Source organism: Erythrobacter sp. HL-111, assembly GCF_900105095.1.
Taxonomy (GTDB): Bacteria; Pseudomonadota; Alphaproteobacteria; order Sphingomonadales; family Sphingomonadaceae; genus Erythrobacter.
Map to the genome: position 1 here is coordinate 2333989 of NZ_LT629743.1, position 17057 is coordinate 2351045.

Here is a 17057-nt window from a genome sequence, read left to right on the forward strand (position 1 = left end):
ATGCGGGCGGGGCGGCTGATCGGGGCGCTCGGCGTCGCGTTGCTGTGCGCGCCGGGCACCTTCGTGCGGACGCCGATGGCCGAAGAAATGCCGCATCCGACCGGGCCGGAACGGATCGCGGGGCCGGCGCCGACCGGGGATCCGGCGTGGCAGGTCGCGGGGGTGTGGCGCTATGCGGCGGATCATCGCTATTTCGGCGGCTTTTCCGCGCTGCTGCCGCTGGACGGGGAGCGCCTGCAGGCCTTTTCCGACCGCGGCGCGCGCTTCACCTTCGTCGAACCCGACTCACGGGTCCGCGGCGCAGGGGGGCGCCCCGCCGGCCGGTCGCCGGTGGTGCTCCAGCCGGTCGAGAAGGGTTTCGAGGAGGATCTCAAGGACATCGAATCCGCCGCCCGCGATCCGGCGACGGGGACCTACTGGCTCGGCTTCGAAGGGCTGCACGCGGTCCACCGCTACACCGCGGCGGATGAGCCCGACGGCCTGCGCGTGCTCGAGGACGAGGTCGACTGGCCGGCCAACAGCGGGGCCGAAGCGATGCTGCGCCTGCCCGACGGGCGCTTCATGGTGCTGCCCGAGGGGGAAGAGGAGGGGCTGTTGTTCCCGTCCGACCCGGTCGCCGGCGGCGTGCCCGAAGCCTTCGCCTTCCGCCCTCCGGTCGAAGGCTACGCCCCGACCGATCTCGCCCGCCTGCCCGACGGGCGGCTCTTGCTGCTGATGCGGCGCACGGTTTTCGCCCTGCCGCCCTTCGAGACGCTGCTGGCGATCGGGCCGCCGCCGCGCGCGGGCGGGACCTGGGCCCCGCAGGTCGCGCTGCGGCTCGATCCCGTCATCCCGAGCGACAATTACGAGGGGCTGGCGATCCGGCCGCTGGCGGACGGGAAGGCGGCGGTTTGGATCGTCGCGGACGACAACCTGTCGGTGATGCAGCGCACGCTTCTGGCCAAGCTGGTGTTCGACCCCGCCGCCGAAGCCGAGTGACGCGGTAACGCGAAAAAGGGCGTGACGGGTCGCCCCGCACGCCCATTCGATGCAGGAACGGACCGCCCGTCAGGCGGAAGGGGCAGCCTTCTTGAGCTCGCGCTTCACCTTGAGCGCGCGCGGGGAAAGCTTTTCGTCGCTGGTCTTGAGCAACCAGTTGTCGAGCCCGCCATTGTGTTCGACCGAGCGCAGGCCCTGGGTCGAGACGCGGAACTTGAAGCTGCGGTCGAGCTTTTCCGACAGCAGCGTGACGTTCTGCAGGTTGGGCAGGAAGACGCGCTTCGTCTTGTTGTTGGCGTGGCTCACATTGTGGCCGACCTGGCGGCCCTTGCCGGTCAGTTCGCAAATCCGCGACATGATATCTCTCGTTTCATCGTGTTGGCGGGCGAGCCTGCCGGGGCCTCGAAAACGATTCGGCCTCGCGGAAACTCGGTTTGACCCGGAAAGCGGCGTGCATAGCCACGGGGGGTCCGATCGTCAAGGCGGAACATCCGCCCAGCCTGCCACGTTGATGCCACGATCACCAAAGGCGCGACCTTTTCGACCAGCGCCGTCACATTGGAGGAAATGCCATGAACCGGATCATCGCAACCGCTTTCGCCGCCACCGCCGCGTTCGGCCTCGCCGCCTGCGACGTCGAACAGACCGAGGAAGGCGAGATGCCCGAAGTCGAGGGGATGCCGACCGTCGAAGGCGGCAACATGCCCGAATACGACGTCGATGGCCCCGAAGTCGATGTCGAAACCGAGGAACGCACTGTCGAAGTTCCCGATGTTGATGTAACCACGCCCGAGGATGACGAGGTCGAATGATCAGGCCGCACGGCGGCCCGTGACCGGGTGACGGGGCCGGAAAGCGCCGGGGCAACGCCCCGCTGGCCGGTTCCCGAACCGATGCGCGCCGCCTTGCAGGCAGCACAGGACGCGGCGCTGGCCGGGGAAGTCCCGGTCGGCGCCGCCGTCGTGCGGCAGGGCGCGATCATCGCGCTCGCCGCGAACGCCACCCGCTCGCCGCCCGATCCGACCGGCCATGCCGAGATCCGCGCGCTGCGGATGGCGGCCGAGGCGCTGGGGGAGGAACGGCTGACCGGGTGCGATCTCTACGTCACGCTCGAGCCCTGCGCGATGTGCGCCGGGGCCATCGCCCATGCCCGCATCGCGCGGCTCTATTACGCCGCGAGCGATCCCAAGGGCGGCGCGGTCGAACACGGCGCCCGGGTGTTCGAACAGGCGCAATGCCTCCACCGGCCCGAAGTCTATGCAGGCATGGGCGAGGCCGAGGCGGCGGAATTGCTGCGCGAATTCTTCAGGGAGCGGCGCCAGGCCCCCCGGCCCTAGAAACGCGCGGCTAGCTCCGCAGCCAGGCCAGCGCCTCGTCCTCCTCGTCGAGATCGAAGGTCCGCACTTCGGGCTTGACCAGCGCGCCGAAGGTCCCGGCCATCGCCCGCAGCCAGTCCGGCCCGCCGACCACGGCATAGCGCTCGCAATGCCTGAGCAGGTCGATCTTGGAGTTCATCGCGTGGCGGCTGAGCGCGGCATCGGCTTCGAACCCGTGCCACTTGCGGATCACCACCATCAGCTTCGAGCAGTCCGTCCCCGCAAGCCGCGCGCGGACCGAATCGAGCACGCGTTCCGCCTCCTCGCGGTCGATCCGGCCGACCACTTCGAACGCCGCGATGTCCGCCCCTAGGTCGAGTTCGTTCACCGCGCCGCCATGGGGATGGTCGCTTTCGCCCAGCACCCAGGCGCGCGCGGCGTCCATCTCGTCCTCGTCATAGACCGCGTAGGCGATCCCCGGCAGCAGCGCGCTTTCCAGCCGGGCGGCGCCGCGCAGCCATTCCTCGTCCGAGACGACCGCGATACGATCGAGCGAATAGAGCCAGCGCACCAGCGCGGGAAGGTGGGCGATTTCCTCGCTCATCGCCGAAAGGGACCATCCGGCGAGGCTGACGAGGTCGATCAGCACGCTGCCGCCTTCGCCGGCCGCCTGGCGGTCCCTGACAAAGGTCACGAAGGCGCGCGCGTCGTCCTCGCCGAATTCGCCGTAGATCGCGATCCGGTGGACGTTGTCTGCGATTTTCTCGATGTCGATCATGTGTTCACCTCCGGTCGGAACCCCTGCATCCGCCGCCGACAATAACAGGACGCGATCCCGCCACGCCAGCGCCCTTCGCCGGGCCTGCCCTGCCGGTCGGCGGACGACCGGGTGCGCTATTCGAACACTGCCGGGTCCTCCGGCCGCCGGGCGAACCACGCGTTCGCCGCGCGGGTATAGAGCAGCGCGACCGCAAGGAGCGAGAGCGACTGGCCGAGAAGCACGCCCGGCAGGGCATAGAGCATCGGCAGGTTGGACAGGATCAGCGCCACCTTGACCAGCGCCATCGCGGTGATGAACCCGCGCGCGAAGCGGCTGGCGAGGAGCCAGACCGCGGCGATGGGGATGAGCTCCACCGTGAACCAGGCCGAGCTCGCCACGATCGTCCAGTCGCGGTTCCATTCGAAGCCGAGCCCCAGCGAGCGCAGGATCTCCGCCTGGGCGGGCAGGTCCCACAGCGCGGTGGCGAGGTTCCAGGCGGCCAGCGCTAGCAGCATCGCGGCGAAGGCGTTGACGGCCGGCGGGCGCGGTCCCCTGACGCGTCGCACCGGGCTATTCCGGCTGGAAGTCGAGGCCGATGTCGGCCGCCGGGGCGCTCTGGGTGAGCCGCCCGACCGAGACGTAGTCGACACCGCTCGCCGCGATGTCCGCGATGGTGGAAAGGTCGATTCCCCCGCTCGCCTCGGTCGCGGCGCGCCCGGCGATCAGGGCGACCGCTTCGCGCAGCGTGCCGGGGTCCATGTTGTCGAGGAGGATGTGATGCGCCCCCGCCGCGATCGCCGGTTCGATCTGGTCCGGCCGGTCGACCTCGCAGATGATCGGGCTGACGCGCGCCTGCGCCGCGCGGCGCACCGCCTCGGAGACGCTGCCCGCGACCGCGACGTGGTTGTCCTTGATCATGCCCGCGTCCCACAGGCCCATGCGGTGGTTTTGCGCGCCGCCCATCCGGACCGCGTATTTCTCGAGCGCGCGCAGGCCCGGCAGGGTCTTGCGGGTGTCGAGCAGGATGCAGGTCGCGCTGCCCTGCCGCATCGCCTCGACATAGGCGCGGGTCATGGTGGCGATGCCGGAGAGGTGCTGGACGGTGTTGAGCGCGCTGCGCTCGGCGGTGAGCAGCGCGCGGGCCTTGCCGGAGAGGCGCAGGAGCTCGCTCCCGGCCTCGACCGCGTCGCCGTCGGCCGCCAGCCGCTCGATCGCGCAATCGGGATCGAGCGCGCGGAAGAACGCCTCGGCCAGCGGCAGGCCGGCGACGACGATCGCATCGCGGCTGTCCATGACGCCGGAAAAGCGCGCCTCGGCCGGGATGACGCTGTCCGACGTGACATCGCGCCCGCCGCCTTCGATCCCTTCGCCGAGGTCCTCGGCAAGCGTATCGCGGACGAAGCGGTCAAGGTCGAAGCCGGGCAGCGCGAAGGTCATGTAACCGTGCATACCCGGTCGCGCAGCGACCGCAAGGCCGACCGGCCGCCCGCAGGCGCCCGGCCCCGCAAGGGGCCGGAACAGCGCCGAGGATCGACCCGAACGCTCGCGCAGCGACCGCAAGGCCGACCGGCCGCCCGCAGGCGCCCGGCCCCGCAAGGGGCCGGAACAGCGCCGAGGAGGCGCGCCCGGATGGGCGCGCCCCACAAAACGGACTCGCAGGGTCCGCAAGCGCGACCGCGCGCCCGCAGCGGGCGCAGCTCTGCTGCGCGTCTAGCGAGGACGCAGCCCCGGATGGGGCTGCGCCAAGAAAATCAGTGCACGAAGCGCGCCACCACGTCGCGATAGCTGCGCGACACCTTCACCTCCGCGCCCGAATCGAGCACGAGGAAGCATTCGCCATTGGTGTGCGGCTTGACCTGCCGGACCTGGTCGAGGTTGACGATGGTCGAGCGGTGCACGCGCTGGAACTTGCGCGGGTCGAGCCGGCGTTCGAGGTCCTTCATCGTTTCGCGCAGGATCAGCGAATTGTCGCCCGTGTAGATGCACATGTAATCGCCCGCGGCTTCGATGTGCTCGATCGAATCGACCTCGACGCGGAAGATCTGGCCGCGGTCCTTGACGTTGATGAGCTTCTCGAAACGGTCCGCCGCGCCGCCGTCCGTACCGGTGAATTCCGCCGCGCGGTCGGGCGCCACCTTGGCCAGCACGTCGAGCAGGTGTTCGGCATCCTCGGTCGACTTCTTCTGCGCGATCCGTTCGCGCGCGCGCTCGATCGTGTCGGCGAGACGGACCTCGTCGACCGGCTTCATCAGGTAGTTGACCGCATTGGCCTCGAACGCGCGGATCGCGTGCTCCTCGTAGGCGGTGACGAAGACGAACAGCGGCGGCTCGATCTCCATCACGCCCTTGACCACCGAGAAGCCGTCGAAGCCGGGCATCTGGATGTCGAGAAAGACGAGATCGGGCTTCTCGGTCTTGATCTTGCGGATCGCCTCGCGCCCGTTCGAGCAGGTGTCGATGATCTCGACATCGTCGAACGCCTCGAGGCGCAGCTGGAGGCCCTGGATCGCGAGTTTCTCGTCGTCGACGAGGATGGTTCTGATGGTCATGCGGAAGTTCCGATCGTGCGTTGGGGGTTGAGTGCGAAGGCATTGTCCGCCGCGGGGGCGCGGGGGGTGTCGGCTGCGGGGAACGTCTGCGCCTTCGGCTCGGCTGGGGGGATGCGGCGCGAAGCGGTTGCGCCTGCCGGGGCGGGCGCGGCTTCGGCCAGCGGGGTGAAGGGGATCTCGATCGTGACCGTGAAACCGCCGCCGGGTTCGGATCGCGTGCCGAAGATGTGGTTCGGCCCATAGGCCTGGATCAGGCGGTTGCGGATATTGGCGAGCCCGACCCCGGTCGAGATCGGCTTGCCGTTGTCGCCGGCCGCGTTCTGCGCGGCGCGGACGCTTTCGGCCCGGGCGGCGTAATCGAGCAGATCGTGCTGCACCGGCACGTCGATGCCCGGCCCCGTGTCCTCGACGATCACGCGCAGCCGCTCGCCGATCACCTTCGCGCTGAGCGAGATGCGCGCGCCTTCCTCCTGCGGGCTGACCGCGTACTTGACCGCGTTCTCGACCAGCGGCTGGAGCAGCATCGCAGGCAGGATCGCGGTGAGCGCGGCTTCCTCGATGTCGAAATGGGTCCGCAGCCGCTCCTCGAAGCGCATCCGTTCGATGTCGAGATAGAGGTTCAGCGTCTCGACCTCCTGGCCGAGCGTGACCTGGCTGCCCGGTTCCATGATCAGCGTGTGGCGCAGGAAGCTCGACAGCCGCGTGAGCATGGCGTTGGCGGGCTCGGTCTGTTTCAGGAGCACCAGCGTGCTGATCGAATTCAGCGTGTTGAACAGGAAGTGCGGATTGAGCTGGTAGCGCAGCATGGCGAGCTGCGCGGCGGTGGTCTGCGCCTCGAGCCGTTCGAGCCGGTCGGCCTGCTGTTCGACGGTGAGGAAGTAGTTGATCGCGTAATAGAGCGCGCTCCACCCGCCGAGGACGGTCAGCGGGATGTAGGAAAGGCCGATGAAACGCTGGGCGAAGCTCGTCTCGCGCAGGCCGCCGTAATAGATGCCCTGCAGCCAGGCGTCGATCGAGGTGTGGAAGATGACCGCGATCATCAGCACCACCGCCGTCACGCCCCAGGTGACGATCGCCTGGCGGTTGATGAGCTGGCGGTAGATCACCGACAGGATGCAGCTGATCGAGAAGCCGGTGATCGTGGTCACGAGGATCAGCGCGAGCAGGTCGAAGGGCTGGTCGTTGGCGAAGGCGTTCACGCTGCGCAGCAGGAAGGCGCCGCCCCAACCGGCCAGCTGGAGGTTCCAGAAGGCGCGGTTCTTGCTGGCGAAGAACGGCGCTGGCTGGATCGCGAGAACGGACATTATGCGCCTCGTGTAGCCGATTTCGGCGCCGATGGCAGCGCCTTTCCCGCAATGCGGGCGCGCGCGGCGAACCGTTCGGCGCAGCGGTCGGGCCGAGTTCAGGCTAGCGGCCGGCCTGTTCCAGCCCCCTGTCGGGGTCGATTTCGCGGCGGAAATGGACCGCCCAGTCGGCCTTGCCCTCCACCGCCAGCAGCGCGCGGATGCGCGGGATCTCGGCGGCGATGAACTCGGCCCTCTCGTCCCAGCCGTCATGGGTGCGGGCACGGAACAGGCCGCCGTCGTGCTTTCGCCCCCAGCTCGTCATGAAACGCACCGCGGCCTCCGGCTCGTAACCCGCATTGGCGAGCAGCCAGGGCATCAGCCGGTCGGCCTCGCGTTCGGTCTTTCGCACGTTGGTGCGCTTGCGCCGGTTGCGGTCGAGCCATTCGGCATGGCCGAGGAAATTGTGCGCGAGTTCGTGCGCGACCACGCCGGCGAAGACCTCCTCCTCGTAGGAAAAGGCGGGAAACTCGATCCCGATCACCACCCGGTCGCCCGTCGCGACCGCGCGGCGGCCGTCGCCCATCAGCTCGAAACGGGTGGCGCAGACATCGACCGGGGCCACCCGCGCCTCGTCCCCGTCGGCGAAACGGATCGCGATGCCGCCGTGTTCGGCGAGCATGGCATCGACATGATCGTGCGCGCGCTTGAGCCGCTGCCAGTCCTTGCGCCCGGAAGAGGGCCATTCATTGGGGTCGAAGCGTTCGAGCGCGATGATCTCGCGATTGCGCCCGAACTGGCCCGAAAGCGCGGCGGGCGAACCGCGCGCAGCGGTTTCGACCGCGAAATCGCCTCCGAAGCCGAGCGCGGCGCGGGCGATCTCGGGGGCACTGTAGCTGGCGAGATCCTGCAATTGCAGCCCGATCGAGGGGATGGTGCGGGGGCAGAATTCGGCATTGCCGCGCACGATCTTCCAGCCCACGTCCTGCAGGCGCTGGTCGGCGTCCTGGAAGCGCGCGATCGCGGCGCGCTCGGCGGCGAGGTCGATGTCCGCGAGATCGGGCGCGGCGAGGACCGGGGCGGCGCACGCGCCGGCGAGGACGGCGGCGATGGCGAACCCGCGCACCGCGCTCAGCCTTCCGTGAGCGCCCCGGCTTCGGCGACCGCCTCGCTCAGCGCCTCGTAACCGACCGCCCCGCTGATCGTGCGGTCGCCGGTGACGAAGGCGGGCGTGCCGGAGAAGCCCAGCGCCCGGGCGAGGCTGAAATTGCGGGCGAGTTCGACCGAGACGGCGTCGGAGGCGATGTCGGCGCGCGCCCGCTCCATGTCGAGGCCGATGTCGCGCGCGACCGCCTCGGCGGTGTCCGGACCGGCCGGACCGCGCGCGAACATGGCGTTGTGGAAGTCGGCGTACTTTCCCTGGAGCGCGGCGGCGAGCGCCATGCGCGCGGCCGCTTCGGAGCCTTCGAACTGCGGCATTTCGCGCAGGACCACCTTCACTTCGGGATCGCTTTCGATCAGCCGCGAGACGTCCGCGAGGCTCGCTTCGCAGTAGCCGCAGTTGTAGTCGGAAAACTCGACGAGGACCTTCGTGCCGTCAGGGTTCCCCAGCACCGCGCCGGGGAAGGGCTCGTAGACCTCCTCGCCCAGTTCGGCGAGCCGTTCGCGCGCCTGTTCTGCCTGCAGCGCCTCGGCCATGTCCTGCAGCATCCGCGGATTGGCCAGCAGGTATTCGCGCGTGCGGTTGTCGGCGAGCCCGGCGTAGGACCAGATCGCGGCGCCGAGAAAGCCGAAGACGAGCGCGAGGAGCGCGGTGAGAAGCGGGTTGCGGATGCTGGCTGGCATGACTTTCCGGGGTGCTCGGGTGGATGTGGAGGCCGCCTAGCGCGAGTCGCGCAGGCGTTCCAGTTCGCTGCGCGCCTGGAGCGCGATGTCCTGCGCCCGGATCCAGTCGGGCGTGCCGCGGGGCAGCGCCGCCTCGGCGGCCTGCGCGCTTCTCAGCGCCTCGGGATAGCGGCGCGCCATGACCTGCTGTTCGGCGCTGGCGAGCCGCGCGCGGGCGATGTCGCCGCGGGCGGCGAAGACCATGCCGAGCTGGTACCAGGCGAAGGGATTCATCCGGTCGCGGCTCACCGCGGCGCGCAGCACGCGCTCGGCCTCGGCGTAATTCGCCTCCTCCTCGGTCGCGATCAGCGCGTGGCCGAACATCGAGGCGATCAGCGGCTGGTTGAGCGTCAGGTCGGTCGCGCGGCGCAGCGGGGCGAGCGCTTCGCCGGGCCGCCCGGATTCGAGCAGGACCTGGCCCTGGAGTTCGAGGAAATAGGGATTGTCCGGCTCCAGCGAGAGCAGGCTCTCGGTTTCGGCCAGCGCCTTTTCGACCCGCGCCTCCTTGTGCCAGGCATAGGCCCGGGCGTAGCGCGCGGCGATGCGCGTGTCGCTCGGCGGGTAGGCGTTCAGGGTCCGCTTGGGTTCGGCGAGGTAGCCGTAGAGCTTGGCCTGCACCCGTTCGAAACGCTCCTGCAGGTCCGGGTCCTCGGGCGTGTCCCAGGCCGCGTCCTGATCGAGCAGCCCGCGCAGGGTCTGGATGCGGTCGCCCGAAAGCGGGTGGGTGCGGCCATAGGCGGCTTCGTCCGCCTGGCTGTAACCGCGGCGGATTTCGAAATTGCGGAGTTTCTCGAAGAAGGAGATCATCCCCTTGCCGGTAATCCCCGCGCCCGACAGGTAGCGCGCCCCGGCAAGGTCGGTCGCGGCTTCCTGGTTGCGGTTGAAGGCGAGGAAGCTGCCCATCGCCGCCTGCTGGCCTGCCATCATCGCGCCGAGCCCCGCCTCGCCCGCGCCCGCCAGCACCGCGCCCACGCCGAGCAGCAGCGAGAGGATCGTGATCCCGTTGGCCGCGCGTACCCGCTCCTCGAAGCGGACGACGTGCCCGGCGGTGATGTGGCCGAGTTCGTGCGCGATGACGCCCTGCACCTCGTTGGCCGTGTCGGCGGCGGCGAGGAGGCCGGTGTGGATGTAGACGACCTGTCCGCCCGCGACGAAGGCGTTGATCGAACTGTCGTTGATGAGCACGATCTCGACGTTTTCGGGCTCCAGCTCGGACGCCTCGACCAGCGGGCGCGCCATGTCGGCGAGCAGTTCCTCGGTTTCGGCATCGCGCAGGATCGACTGCGCCGCCGCTTGCGTGGCGGCGAGCGCGAGGCTGGCGAGGAGGGCGAAGGCGTATGCGGCGAGCCGCAGGGGCGCGATCGGCAGGGCGGGAAGGCGCGACATCGGGGCGGTTCTAACGCGTTTCGCCCTGAACGGAAACTGAAAGCGGACCTGAGGTGGCGGCCGCCCGCTGCGCGCGGCCCGGTGCGAGGGATGAGGGGCGAGGGGTGAGGGGGCGAGGGGCGCGGGGCGAGGCTGCGCCACGCCGTGCCCGTCCCCTGTCAGCCCGCCTGCGATTCGCCCGGCACCTGTCCCTCGCTCGCCGTGCGCACGAGCCCTTCGAGCCCGCCTTCGAAATCGAGCCCGGCGGTTTCGAGGAAGCTCGCCGCCGCGCGGTAGTCGCTGCCGGTCCAGAAGGGCACGCCCGCGTTCTCGATCGCGGCCTTGGCGCGGCGTTCCGCGTCGCCCATCGGGGTGCCCGCGACCTCGCGGATGAAGACCGCCGCGATGCGGTCGGGATGGGCCTCGGCGATGGCGCCGAAGGCGAGGAGGTCGTGCTGCGTGTCGTCGCCGATCAGGGCGAAACGCAGCTGCGGGAAGGTCGCAAGGATGCGCCGGATCGCCTCGAGCTTGTGCGAGCCGTGCCCTTCCCTGCCCAGCGTGCGCCGGTTGAAGCCCCAGTCGCGCAGCATCACCGGGCCGAGCGGCAGGCCGCGCTCGCGCTTGAAGGTGACGAGGTAGGAAAACAGGTTCCACGGGCTCGACGAGACGTAGAAAACCGGCCGCACCCGCGCCTGCGGGGCAATCGCGCCGATCGCCTCGCCCGCCTTTTCCGGCCCTTGCGGATTGCCGCCCAGCGCGGCGAAGAACCCGGTCGCGCCGGGGACGAGCACGCGCTCGCTCGGCATCTGGGCGAAGACGCGTTTCCAGTTGCGCGCGATGGCGCGGAAATTGCCGGTGATCCCGGTTTCGAGGATGGTGTCGTCGACGTCCGAGATGATCCCCATGCGCGTCTCGCCCCCGGGCGCGAGGATGTAGGCGGGCACGGCGACCGGCTCGCCGCGATCGGGGCAGCGCCAGCGCAAGGTCGCGCTTTCCCAGCGGGTTCGCGGCGCGGGCGGGCAGGCGGGCGCGATCGGGAGGTCGAAGCGCACGAAGCCTTCCCGCCCGGTCTGCCCCCGGCCCGTGATGACCTGGCCGTTGGCGCAGTCATATTCGAGCTCGACCTCGAGCCCCGGCACCTCGCGCGAGGCGTATTCGCCCAGCATGGTCGCGAAATCGCGCCAGAAACTGCGCGCCTCGAAAACCGGCTCGCGCGCCCTGATCGCGCGGGCGCCGAGATAGAGATGATCCGCGTTGCGATAGCCGAAGAAGGGCTGCACGCGGACCGGACCGCGCCGGGAGAGGAGTCCGAGGAGCATCTTTCCCCGCACCTAGCCGGATCGGCGCGCGAGGCCAAGGCTCGGCAAGCGGGACGGCCCGCGGCCCTCCGTCAGCCGACGAGCTTGCGCGCCGCGCGCTCGATCAGGGGGATGTCCTCCTCGATCTCGCCGAGGACGTGCACCGTCCCGGTCTCGTCGCGGCGGATCATTACGAGCCCGAATTCGGGGCCGTCGGGCGACAGCGCCTCGAACATCATCGCCTCGAGTTCGCGCAGCTTTTCGGCGAGCGCCTCGCGCACGCCATCCGCGGTTTCGACCGGCTTGCCCGCTTCCTCGCGGCGGAGGCGGCGTTCGGCTTGGACGACCGCCTTGAGCCCGCCCTCGACTTCGCCGAGAAAGCCCGCCAGCGCGCCGCGTTCGAGGCCGAGTCGGTGGGCGTGGGAGAGCACGGCGGCGTATTCGGTGAGGCGGGTCTTGTCGTAATCGGCGCCGAAGACCAGCTTGACCACCGGTGTCATCGGCGCGCGGTCCTGCACGGCGAGGCCGGCTTCGGCCACGAGTTCGGCGAATTCCTCGGGCGCGTCGGCGGCGGCGAGCGAGAAATCATAGGCCCGGCCGACCGCGGCGTAGAGCGCGTTCCGGCTGCGATCCTCGCTGCTGCGGGCGGCGCGGGCGAGTTCGCGGGCCGAGGCAAGGCAATCGGCGAGGCCGGCATCGGCGGGCAGTTCGGAGGCCTCGAATTCCGGCTCGCCCTCGGGCTCGTTCCAGCCGCGCGCGGCCTGGGCGCCTGCGCCCTCGAAATTCTCGACCCGGTAATCCTCCGGATCGAAATTCTCGGCCTCGAGGTCGATCGCCTTCTTGGCCGGAGCCTCGATGTAGTCGGCGAGCGAGGCGAAATGGTAGGGCGCGTCCCCGTCCCCGTCCCCGCCCTCGTCCTCGTCCCAGTATTCCTCCTCGTCCTCGGGATCGTCGAGCGCATACTGGCCGAAATCGGGCAGCGGCAGGCTGCGTCCGCGCGGTGCCAACGGGTCCTCCACGGCGAAGCCGCGCCCGTCGAGATCGAACACGTCGCCCGCGGGAGGTTCGTCCTCCGCCTCGCTTTCGTGGAGGGGCGAATCCGCCCATTCGGTGAGCGGGTCGGCGTGATTCACCCGCGCCTCGACCTCGGGCTCCTCGGCCGTTTCGAGCGCCTGGTCGATTTCGAGCAGCAGCTCGTCCGAGGTGAGAGCGTCCGCCATCTCCTTCCAGTTGATGACGCCGTAGATGAAATCGATCGTCTCGCCGTCGCTCGAAAAGGGCAGCAGGATGCCGCGATAGAGGATCGCGAGGCCGCGCTGGTTCACGAATTCCGCCTCGAAGCCGATCGGGGCCTCGTTGGCGAGGATCTGCATGTAATGGTCGGTGATCCGGCTCAGCAGCGAGCGCGGCGGGACGTCGGCGAGCGTGCGGATCGGGCCGGTCGCGCCGCATTCCTCGGCCAGCCGGTCGCCGAGATACTGCACCACCGGATCGTCGATCCCGGCGGTGAAATCGAGCAGCACCGAATGGGGGCCGAAATCGGTCAGCGCCTCGGGGACGAGATCCTCGATCGAGGGAAAGCTCTTCTCGTCGAGCAGGCTCGCCCAGTGGTTGTAGGCGCGCACCTGCATCCGGCGCTCGTCCTGGCCGATCGCGTGGGGCGGGATGTCGCGGGAACCGGGGCCGCTTTCGTCGCCATCCCATCCGTCCGAGGCCCCCGCCGGTGCCGGGCCGAGCGACGCGGGATCCGCCGCATCGGCTTCGCCCGGTTCGCCGGATTCGAACATGCCCCGCAGATTGTCCATGGCCCGCTTCCGCCCTTTCATAAACGGCTGTTTCGCGCCGTTCTGGCGTCACGTGGTAAACATTGCGTTAAGCGGGGCGGCCAAATCCTTGAGCCGCCAATGCCCGGATCGGCCGGTCCCGGGATCGCAGGCAGGCGCCCGCAGGCCCCGTGCGGTTCAGAGGAAATAGCGCATCGTGATGACGAGGTCCTGTCGCCCGTCCTTGTGCTCGAACATGGCGTCGCGGAACTTGGGCGGGGCCATCTTCACCGGCGCATCGAGCGAGAAACCGTATCCCTCTTTCGGCATCATGCCCAGCGCGCGGTCGGCCTTGCCGTTGTCGTTCTCGTCATGCAGCAGCGCGATCGCGTATTCGCCCGGTTCGACCCCGGTGAAGCGGATCGTCACCGTCTCGCCCGCCTTCACCACCTTGCGGTGCGAGGCGGGATCCCTGATGCACTTGGGAAAGACGTTCTCGCGCTTGGTCATGCAGGCGCGCACGCTCCCTTCGGCGGAGCGCAGGCCGTTTACCGTGATGACGACCTCCTCCGCCGCCGCGGGCGCGCCGGCGAGCGCGCAGGAGGCGACCGCGAGGAAGGCGAGCGGCTTCACGAGGGGTCGGGCGGGGGCGGCGGCGCGGGCCGGCGCGGCGACCGGGCACGGGCGACCTCGACCGGCGCGCGCGCGCCCGCGATCCGCCGCGAAAAGCCGCGATCGGTCCCGCACAGGTGATCCCAGAAGCGGAAGTAGAGCCCGAAATTGCATCTGTAGTCCTCGTGATGATTCTCGTGATGGCTCGCCGTTATCACCCAGTGTCCCAACGCCGAGTGAACGAGACGCCGGGGAAAGATCTCCCAGCCCATGTGATTGGTCACGCCCATGACCGTGGCGATGCCGAGCACGAGGGCGAGCATCGCGACATGGATCGGCACGACGAAGACGAGCAGCGGGATCAGGATCGCGCCGGTAAGGGATTCGGCCCAGTGGAAGCTCATCGCGGTCCAGGCGGTCGGCGGGCGGCTCTTGTGGTGGACCGCGTGGGCGATGCGGAACAGGCGCGGTTCGTGCATCGCGCGGTGGGTCCAGTAGAACCACGTGTCCTGCGCGAACAGATAGACGAACGCCGAAAGCGGCAGGTACCACAGCGGCAGGGCGGTGAAATCGGTGTAGATCCGGGTCCAGCCGAGATGGCGCCAGCTCCCCAGCATCAGCCCGGCAGGCGCCCCGTAGATCGCCGCGGCGGTCAGCGACCAGCCGATCTCGCGCCGGATCTGCGCCCCCTGCGCGGCATAGAGGCCGGGCCGGACCCGCTCGGTCAGCCAGGAAAACAGCCCGGCGGCGAGGAAATAACGCAGCGCCACCATCACGCTCGTCGCGAAGCTGGCAAACAGGAGAGCGACGAGAAGCGACGTATCTGGCCCGGGCATCCGGAGGATATGGCGGATTTCTCCGCGCCGGGACAGCACCTTTGTGGGTCCGCCGGTAAAATCGCCGGAACTGCCGCGTTCAGGCGATCTCCGCGCCGAATTCGTCGCAATGCGGATCGAGCAGCACGGTCTGCCGCCGCATCGCCGCCCGCGCGAGCCGTTCGACCTCGACCTTGCGCCGCGCGGCGGCGAGCGAATGGAGCGGGGCGTGGCGCAGGATCTCCGCGTCATAGCCGTCGGCGACGATGATCCCGCAGCAATCGGGCCGGTAGGCTTCGCTTTCGAGCGGGGTCCGGTCGAGCCCGGGCGGCACGCCCCAGAAGAAGCGGTCGCAATGATCGAGGTAATCGGGCCACTTGGCATCGCCGAGCAGGTCGCCGCGCGCCACCTTGATCTCGACGATTACCACCAGCCCCTTGGCATCCACCCCCATGAGATCGGCGCGGCGGCCGTTTCTCAGGGGCATTTCCGGCAGGCACCAGATCCCGTTGCGCGCGAAAAGCCGGGCGATGCCGCGCGCCACGTCGGCGGCGAGGGGATCGCTGACGAGGGAGGCGGGGACGATGTCGGCAGGGCCGCCAGCGTCCTGGGCGGCGGGCAGGGCGGGCGAATCGCCGGGGGCGGCAAGCGGGTCGGTCATGGCCGCTGGCTGGAACAGAATGGGAACGCAGTCAAGCCGCCCCGGCGGGCCGGCGAAAATCGGCTCAGTCGCGCCCCACCACCGCCAGAACGGCGGCGCGCGCGGCATGGAATTCCCGCCACAGCGCGAGCGCGGGTCCCGCCGGTTCCTGCCCGCGCTCGGCGAGCGTCTCGAGCGCGGCGAGGCCCGGCCGCATCATGGCGTCGATGTCCTCGATCCCCTGCCAGGCAAGCTCGCGCTGCCATTCGCTGGCCGCGTCCAGCCGCTTGGAAAAGCCAGCATGGTCGAGGCCGCCGGTTTCCCGGCCGAGCCCCGCGAGCGCGGCGAGATGCCGGGCCTTCTCGTGCAGGTCCTCCCAGCGCCGGGCGAGCGAGCCGACCGGCTCCCGTGCGGCAAGGGCGCTTTCGCGCATGGCGCGGACCTGATCGGGCGGAAGGGCTGACATGGCGTCCGTGTAGGCGCCCGGAAGTTGCCGATTGGTTAAGACGGACCGTGCGCCGCTTGCGGCGAAAGGTGCGGCCACGATTATGCTGGCGAAGCCCCGCCGGCCTTGCTAAGCGCGTTCCCCGCGGCCCAGCCCCGCCGGAACCGGCGCGCGCACCCGTAGCTCAGCTGGATAGAGCGCTGCCCTCCGAAGGCAGAGGTCACAGGTTCGAATCCTGTCGGGTGCGCCATATTTTTCACGCGTTAGGCATCCGGTCCTCGGCAAGGGCCTCGTCCGTGCCGGGTGCCGGTTCAGACCGCCCGCGGGGCGCGCGCGATGCTGCCGCGGTCGGTGAAGACATGGGCCTCGACCGGGCCGACCGACGGCGCTGCCCCTTCGCCGCGCGGCCCGCCTCCCGCCTCGATCAACCGCTCGCAGGCGGCCGCGAACAGCGCGCCCAGCGGCTGGTGCAGGACCGAAACCGGCGGCTGGCTCCGCGCAAGTCCGGGCGTGTCCTCGAGCGCCAGCAGCGACAGGTCGCGCGGCACGGCATGGCCGAGTTCGCGCGCGACCTGCAGCACGCCGAGCGCCACCGCCTCGCTCCCCGCGATGATCGCGGTCGGCCGGATCGTCGGCGTGAGCCAGCTCCGCGCGAGCTCCATCGCGCCCGCGAAATCGCGCGGGTCGTCCGAGACGAACCGGCGGTGCGCCCGGCTGCCCGCCTCCGCGAGCGCCCGGCGATAGCCTTCGATCCGACGCTGCGAACACGCGCCGTCGCCGCAGATGAAGCCGATCTGGCGGTGGCCCTGTTCGAGCATCCGGCGCGCCGCCGCCTCGCCGAAGCCGGCTTCGTCGAGGCCCGGCAGCACGCGCCCGTATTCGACCCGCTCCCCGAGGCAGCTCACCGCGATCCCGCGCCGCCCGAGCGCTTCGTGCAGCGCCAAGCTCTCGTCGAGCGGCGGCAGCAGCACCACCCCGTCGGGCGTGAGCGAGGTCAGCGCGGCGCCGAGCTCGCGCTCGTCCGCGACCTGTTCGAACATCAGGTGGTAGCCTTGCGCGCTGCAGGTCTCGAGCCCTGCGAGCAGCATCTGCCCGAGCTGCAGGCGCCTTGCCGGCGCATCGCCTGCGGCGCGCTCGATCGCAGCGAGCAGGAGATAGCTGCGCGCCCCGCCCATCCGCCGCGCCGCCGCGTTGGGGACGTAACCGAGCGCCTCGATCGCCTGCTCGACCCGCACGCGCGCGGAGCAGCTGACATTGGGACTGCGGTTGATGACGCGCGACACGGTCTGGCGCGAAACACCCGCTTCGCGTGCCACGTCCTCGATGGTGATGTTGCCCCGGCCCATGGC

The 17057-nt window shown here is 69.9% G+C and carries 19 protein-coding genes and 1 tRNA gene; 4 read left to right on the top strand and 16 right to left on the bottom strand.

The window, feature by feature from the left end:
* Positions 1 to 978 (top strand): esterase-like activity of phytase family protein, encoded by a 978-nt coding sequence (locus tag BLU08_RS11060; protein ID WP_157674530.1) that lies wholly within the window; start codon positions 1 to 3, stop codon positions 976 to 978.
* 69 nt (positions 979 to 1047) lie between these two features.
* Here the strand turns inward: BLU08_RS11060 and rpmB are convergent, their stop codons facing one another.
* Positions 1048 to 1335: a 50S ribosomal protein L28 gene (gene rpmB / locus BLU08_RS11065; RefSeq protein WP_090199460.1), complete on the bottom strand. Its 288-nt coding sequence runs from the start codon at positions 1333 to 1335 to the stop codon at positions 1048 to 1050.
* A 215-nt stretch (positions 1336 to 1550) separates the two neighbouring features.
* On the opposite strand from rpmB, the gene BLU08_RS11070 reads away from it, so the two are divergent.
* Positions 1551 to 1790, top strand: a complete 240-nt coding sequence (locus BLU08_RS11070; protein ID WP_090199467.1) for a hypothetical protein — start codon at positions 1551 to 1553, stop codon at positions 1788 to 1790.
* A gap of 81 nt (positions 1791 to 1871) precedes the next feature.
* Positions 1872 to 2315: a nucleoside deaminase gene (locus BLU08_RS11075; protein WP_090201309.1), complete on the top strand. Its 444-nt coding sequence runs from the start codon at positions 1872 to 1874 to the stop codon at positions 2313 to 2315.
* A 10-nt stretch (positions 2316 to 2325) separates the two neighbouring features.
* Here the strand turns inward: BLU08_RS11075 and BLU08_RS11080 are convergent, their stop codons facing one another.
* The 14 genes from BLU08_RS11080 to BLU08_RS11140 all read right to left on the bottom strand — a co-directional run bounded on the left by BLU08_RS11080 (position 2326) and on the right by BLU08_RS11140 (position 15729).
* Complete coding sequence (locus BLU08_RS11080) at positions 2326 to 3072, bottom strand: STAS/SEC14 domain-containing protein (RefSeq protein WP_172801029.1); 747 nt, start codon at positions 3070 to 3072, stop codon at positions 2326 to 2328.
* A gap of 116 nt (positions 3073 to 3188) precedes the next feature.
* Positions 3189 to 3620 (bottom strand): hypothetical protein, encoded by a 432-nt coding sequence (locus BLU08_RS15340; RefSeq protein WP_172801030.1) that lies wholly within the window; start codon positions 3618 to 3620, stop codon positions 3189 to 3191.
* Between the two features lie 4 nt (positions 3621 to 3624).
* A complete protein-coding gene (gene nadC, locus BLU08_RS11085; protein ID WP_172801031.1) occupies positions 3625 to 4491 on the bottom strand; it encodes a carboxylating nicotinate-nucleotide diphosphorylase in 867 nt (288 codons plus the stop codon).
* A gap of 314 nt (positions 4492 to 4805) precedes the next feature.
* Positions 4806 to 5603: a LytTR family DNA-binding domain-containing protein gene (locus BLU08_RS11090; RefSeq protein ID WP_090199473.1), complete on the bottom strand. Its 798-nt coding sequence runs from the start codon at positions 5601 to 5603 to the stop codon at positions 4806 to 4808.
* Positions 5600 to 6907: a sensor histidine kinase gene (locus BLU08_RS11095; RefSeq protein WP_090199475.1), complete on the bottom strand. Its 1308-nt coding sequence runs from the start codon at positions 6905 to 6907 to the stop codon at positions 5600 to 5602. The genes BLU08_RS11090 and BLU08_RS11095 overlap by 4 nt, the downstream gene beginning before the upstream one ends.
* A gap of 103 nt (positions 6908 to 7010) precedes the next feature.
* Complete coding sequence (locus BLU08_RS11100; protein WP_233995947.1) at positions 7011 to 8012, bottom strand: hypothetical protein; 1002 nt, start codon at positions 8010 to 8012, stop codon at positions 7011 to 7013.
* A 5-nt stretch (positions 8013 to 8017) separates the two neighbouring features.
* Positions 8018 to 8731, bottom strand: coding sequence for a DsbA family protein (locus tag BLU08_RS11105; RefSeq protein WP_090199477.1), 714 nt, complete (start codon positions 8729 to 8731; stop codon positions 8018 to 8020).
* A 36-nt stretch (positions 8732 to 8767) separates the two neighbouring features.
* The gene (locus BLU08_RS11110) at positions 8768 to 10156 is read right to left on the bottom strand and encodes a M48 family metalloprotease (RefSeq protein WP_090199479.1); all 1389 of its coding nucleotides are present in this window, start codon (positions 10154 to 10156) and stop codon (positions 8768 to 8770) included.
* Positions 10157 to 10314: 158 nt separating this feature from the next.
* Positions 10315 to 11454 (bottom strand): phosphatase domain-containing protein, encoded by a 1140-nt coding sequence (locus BLU08_RS11115; RefSeq protein ID WP_090199481.1) that lies wholly within the window; start codon positions 11452 to 11454, stop codon positions 10315 to 10317.
* A 71-nt stretch (positions 11455 to 11525) separates the two neighbouring features.
* Entirely contained in the window at positions 11526 to 13238 is a 1713-nt protein-coding gene (locus BLU08_RS11120) for a hypothetical protein (RefSeq protein ID WP_233995948.1), read from the bottom strand.
* 156 nt (positions 13239 to 13394) lie between these two features.
* Positions 13395 to 13829, bottom strand: a complete 435-nt coding sequence (locus BLU08_RS11125; protein WP_172800945.1) for a DUF2141 domain-containing protein — start codon at positions 13827 to 13829, stop codon at positions 13395 to 13397.
* Entirely contained in the window at positions 13826 to 14644 is an 819-nt protein-coding gene (locus BLU08_RS11130) for a sterol desaturase family protein (protein ID WP_090199485.1), read from the bottom strand. Before BLU08_RS11130 ends, BLU08_RS11125 begins: the two co-directional genes overlap by 4 nt.
* A 79-nt stretch (positions 14645 to 14723) precedes the next feature.
* A complete protein-coding gene (locus BLU08_RS11135; RefSeq protein WP_090199487.1) occupies positions 14724 to 15284 on the bottom strand; it encodes an MmcB family DNA repair protein in 561 nt (186 codons plus the stop codon).
* Positions 15285 to 15348: 64 nt separating this feature from the next.
* Entirely contained in the window at positions 15349 to 15729 is a 381-nt protein-coding gene (locus BLU08_RS11140) for a hypothetical protein (RefSeq protein ID WP_090199489.1), read from the bottom strand.
* 152 nt (positions 15730 to 15881) lie between these two features.
* On the opposite strand from BLU08_RS11140, the gene BLU08_RS11145 reads away from it, so the two are divergent.
* Positions 15882 to 15958: transfer RNA gene (locus BLU08_RS11145), tRNA-Arg, on the top strand.
* 61 nt (positions 15959 to 16019) lie between these two features.
* On the opposite strand, the gene BLU08_RS11150 is transcribed toward BLU08_RS11145, so the two are convergent.
* Positions 16020 to 17054: a LacI family DNA-binding transcriptional regulator gene (locus tag BLU08_RS11150; RefSeq protein ID WP_090199491.1), complete on the bottom strand. Its 1035-nt coding sequence runs from the start codon at positions 17052 to 17054 to the stop codon at positions 16020 to 16022.
* Positions 17055 to 17057 lie beyond the last annotated feature (3 nt).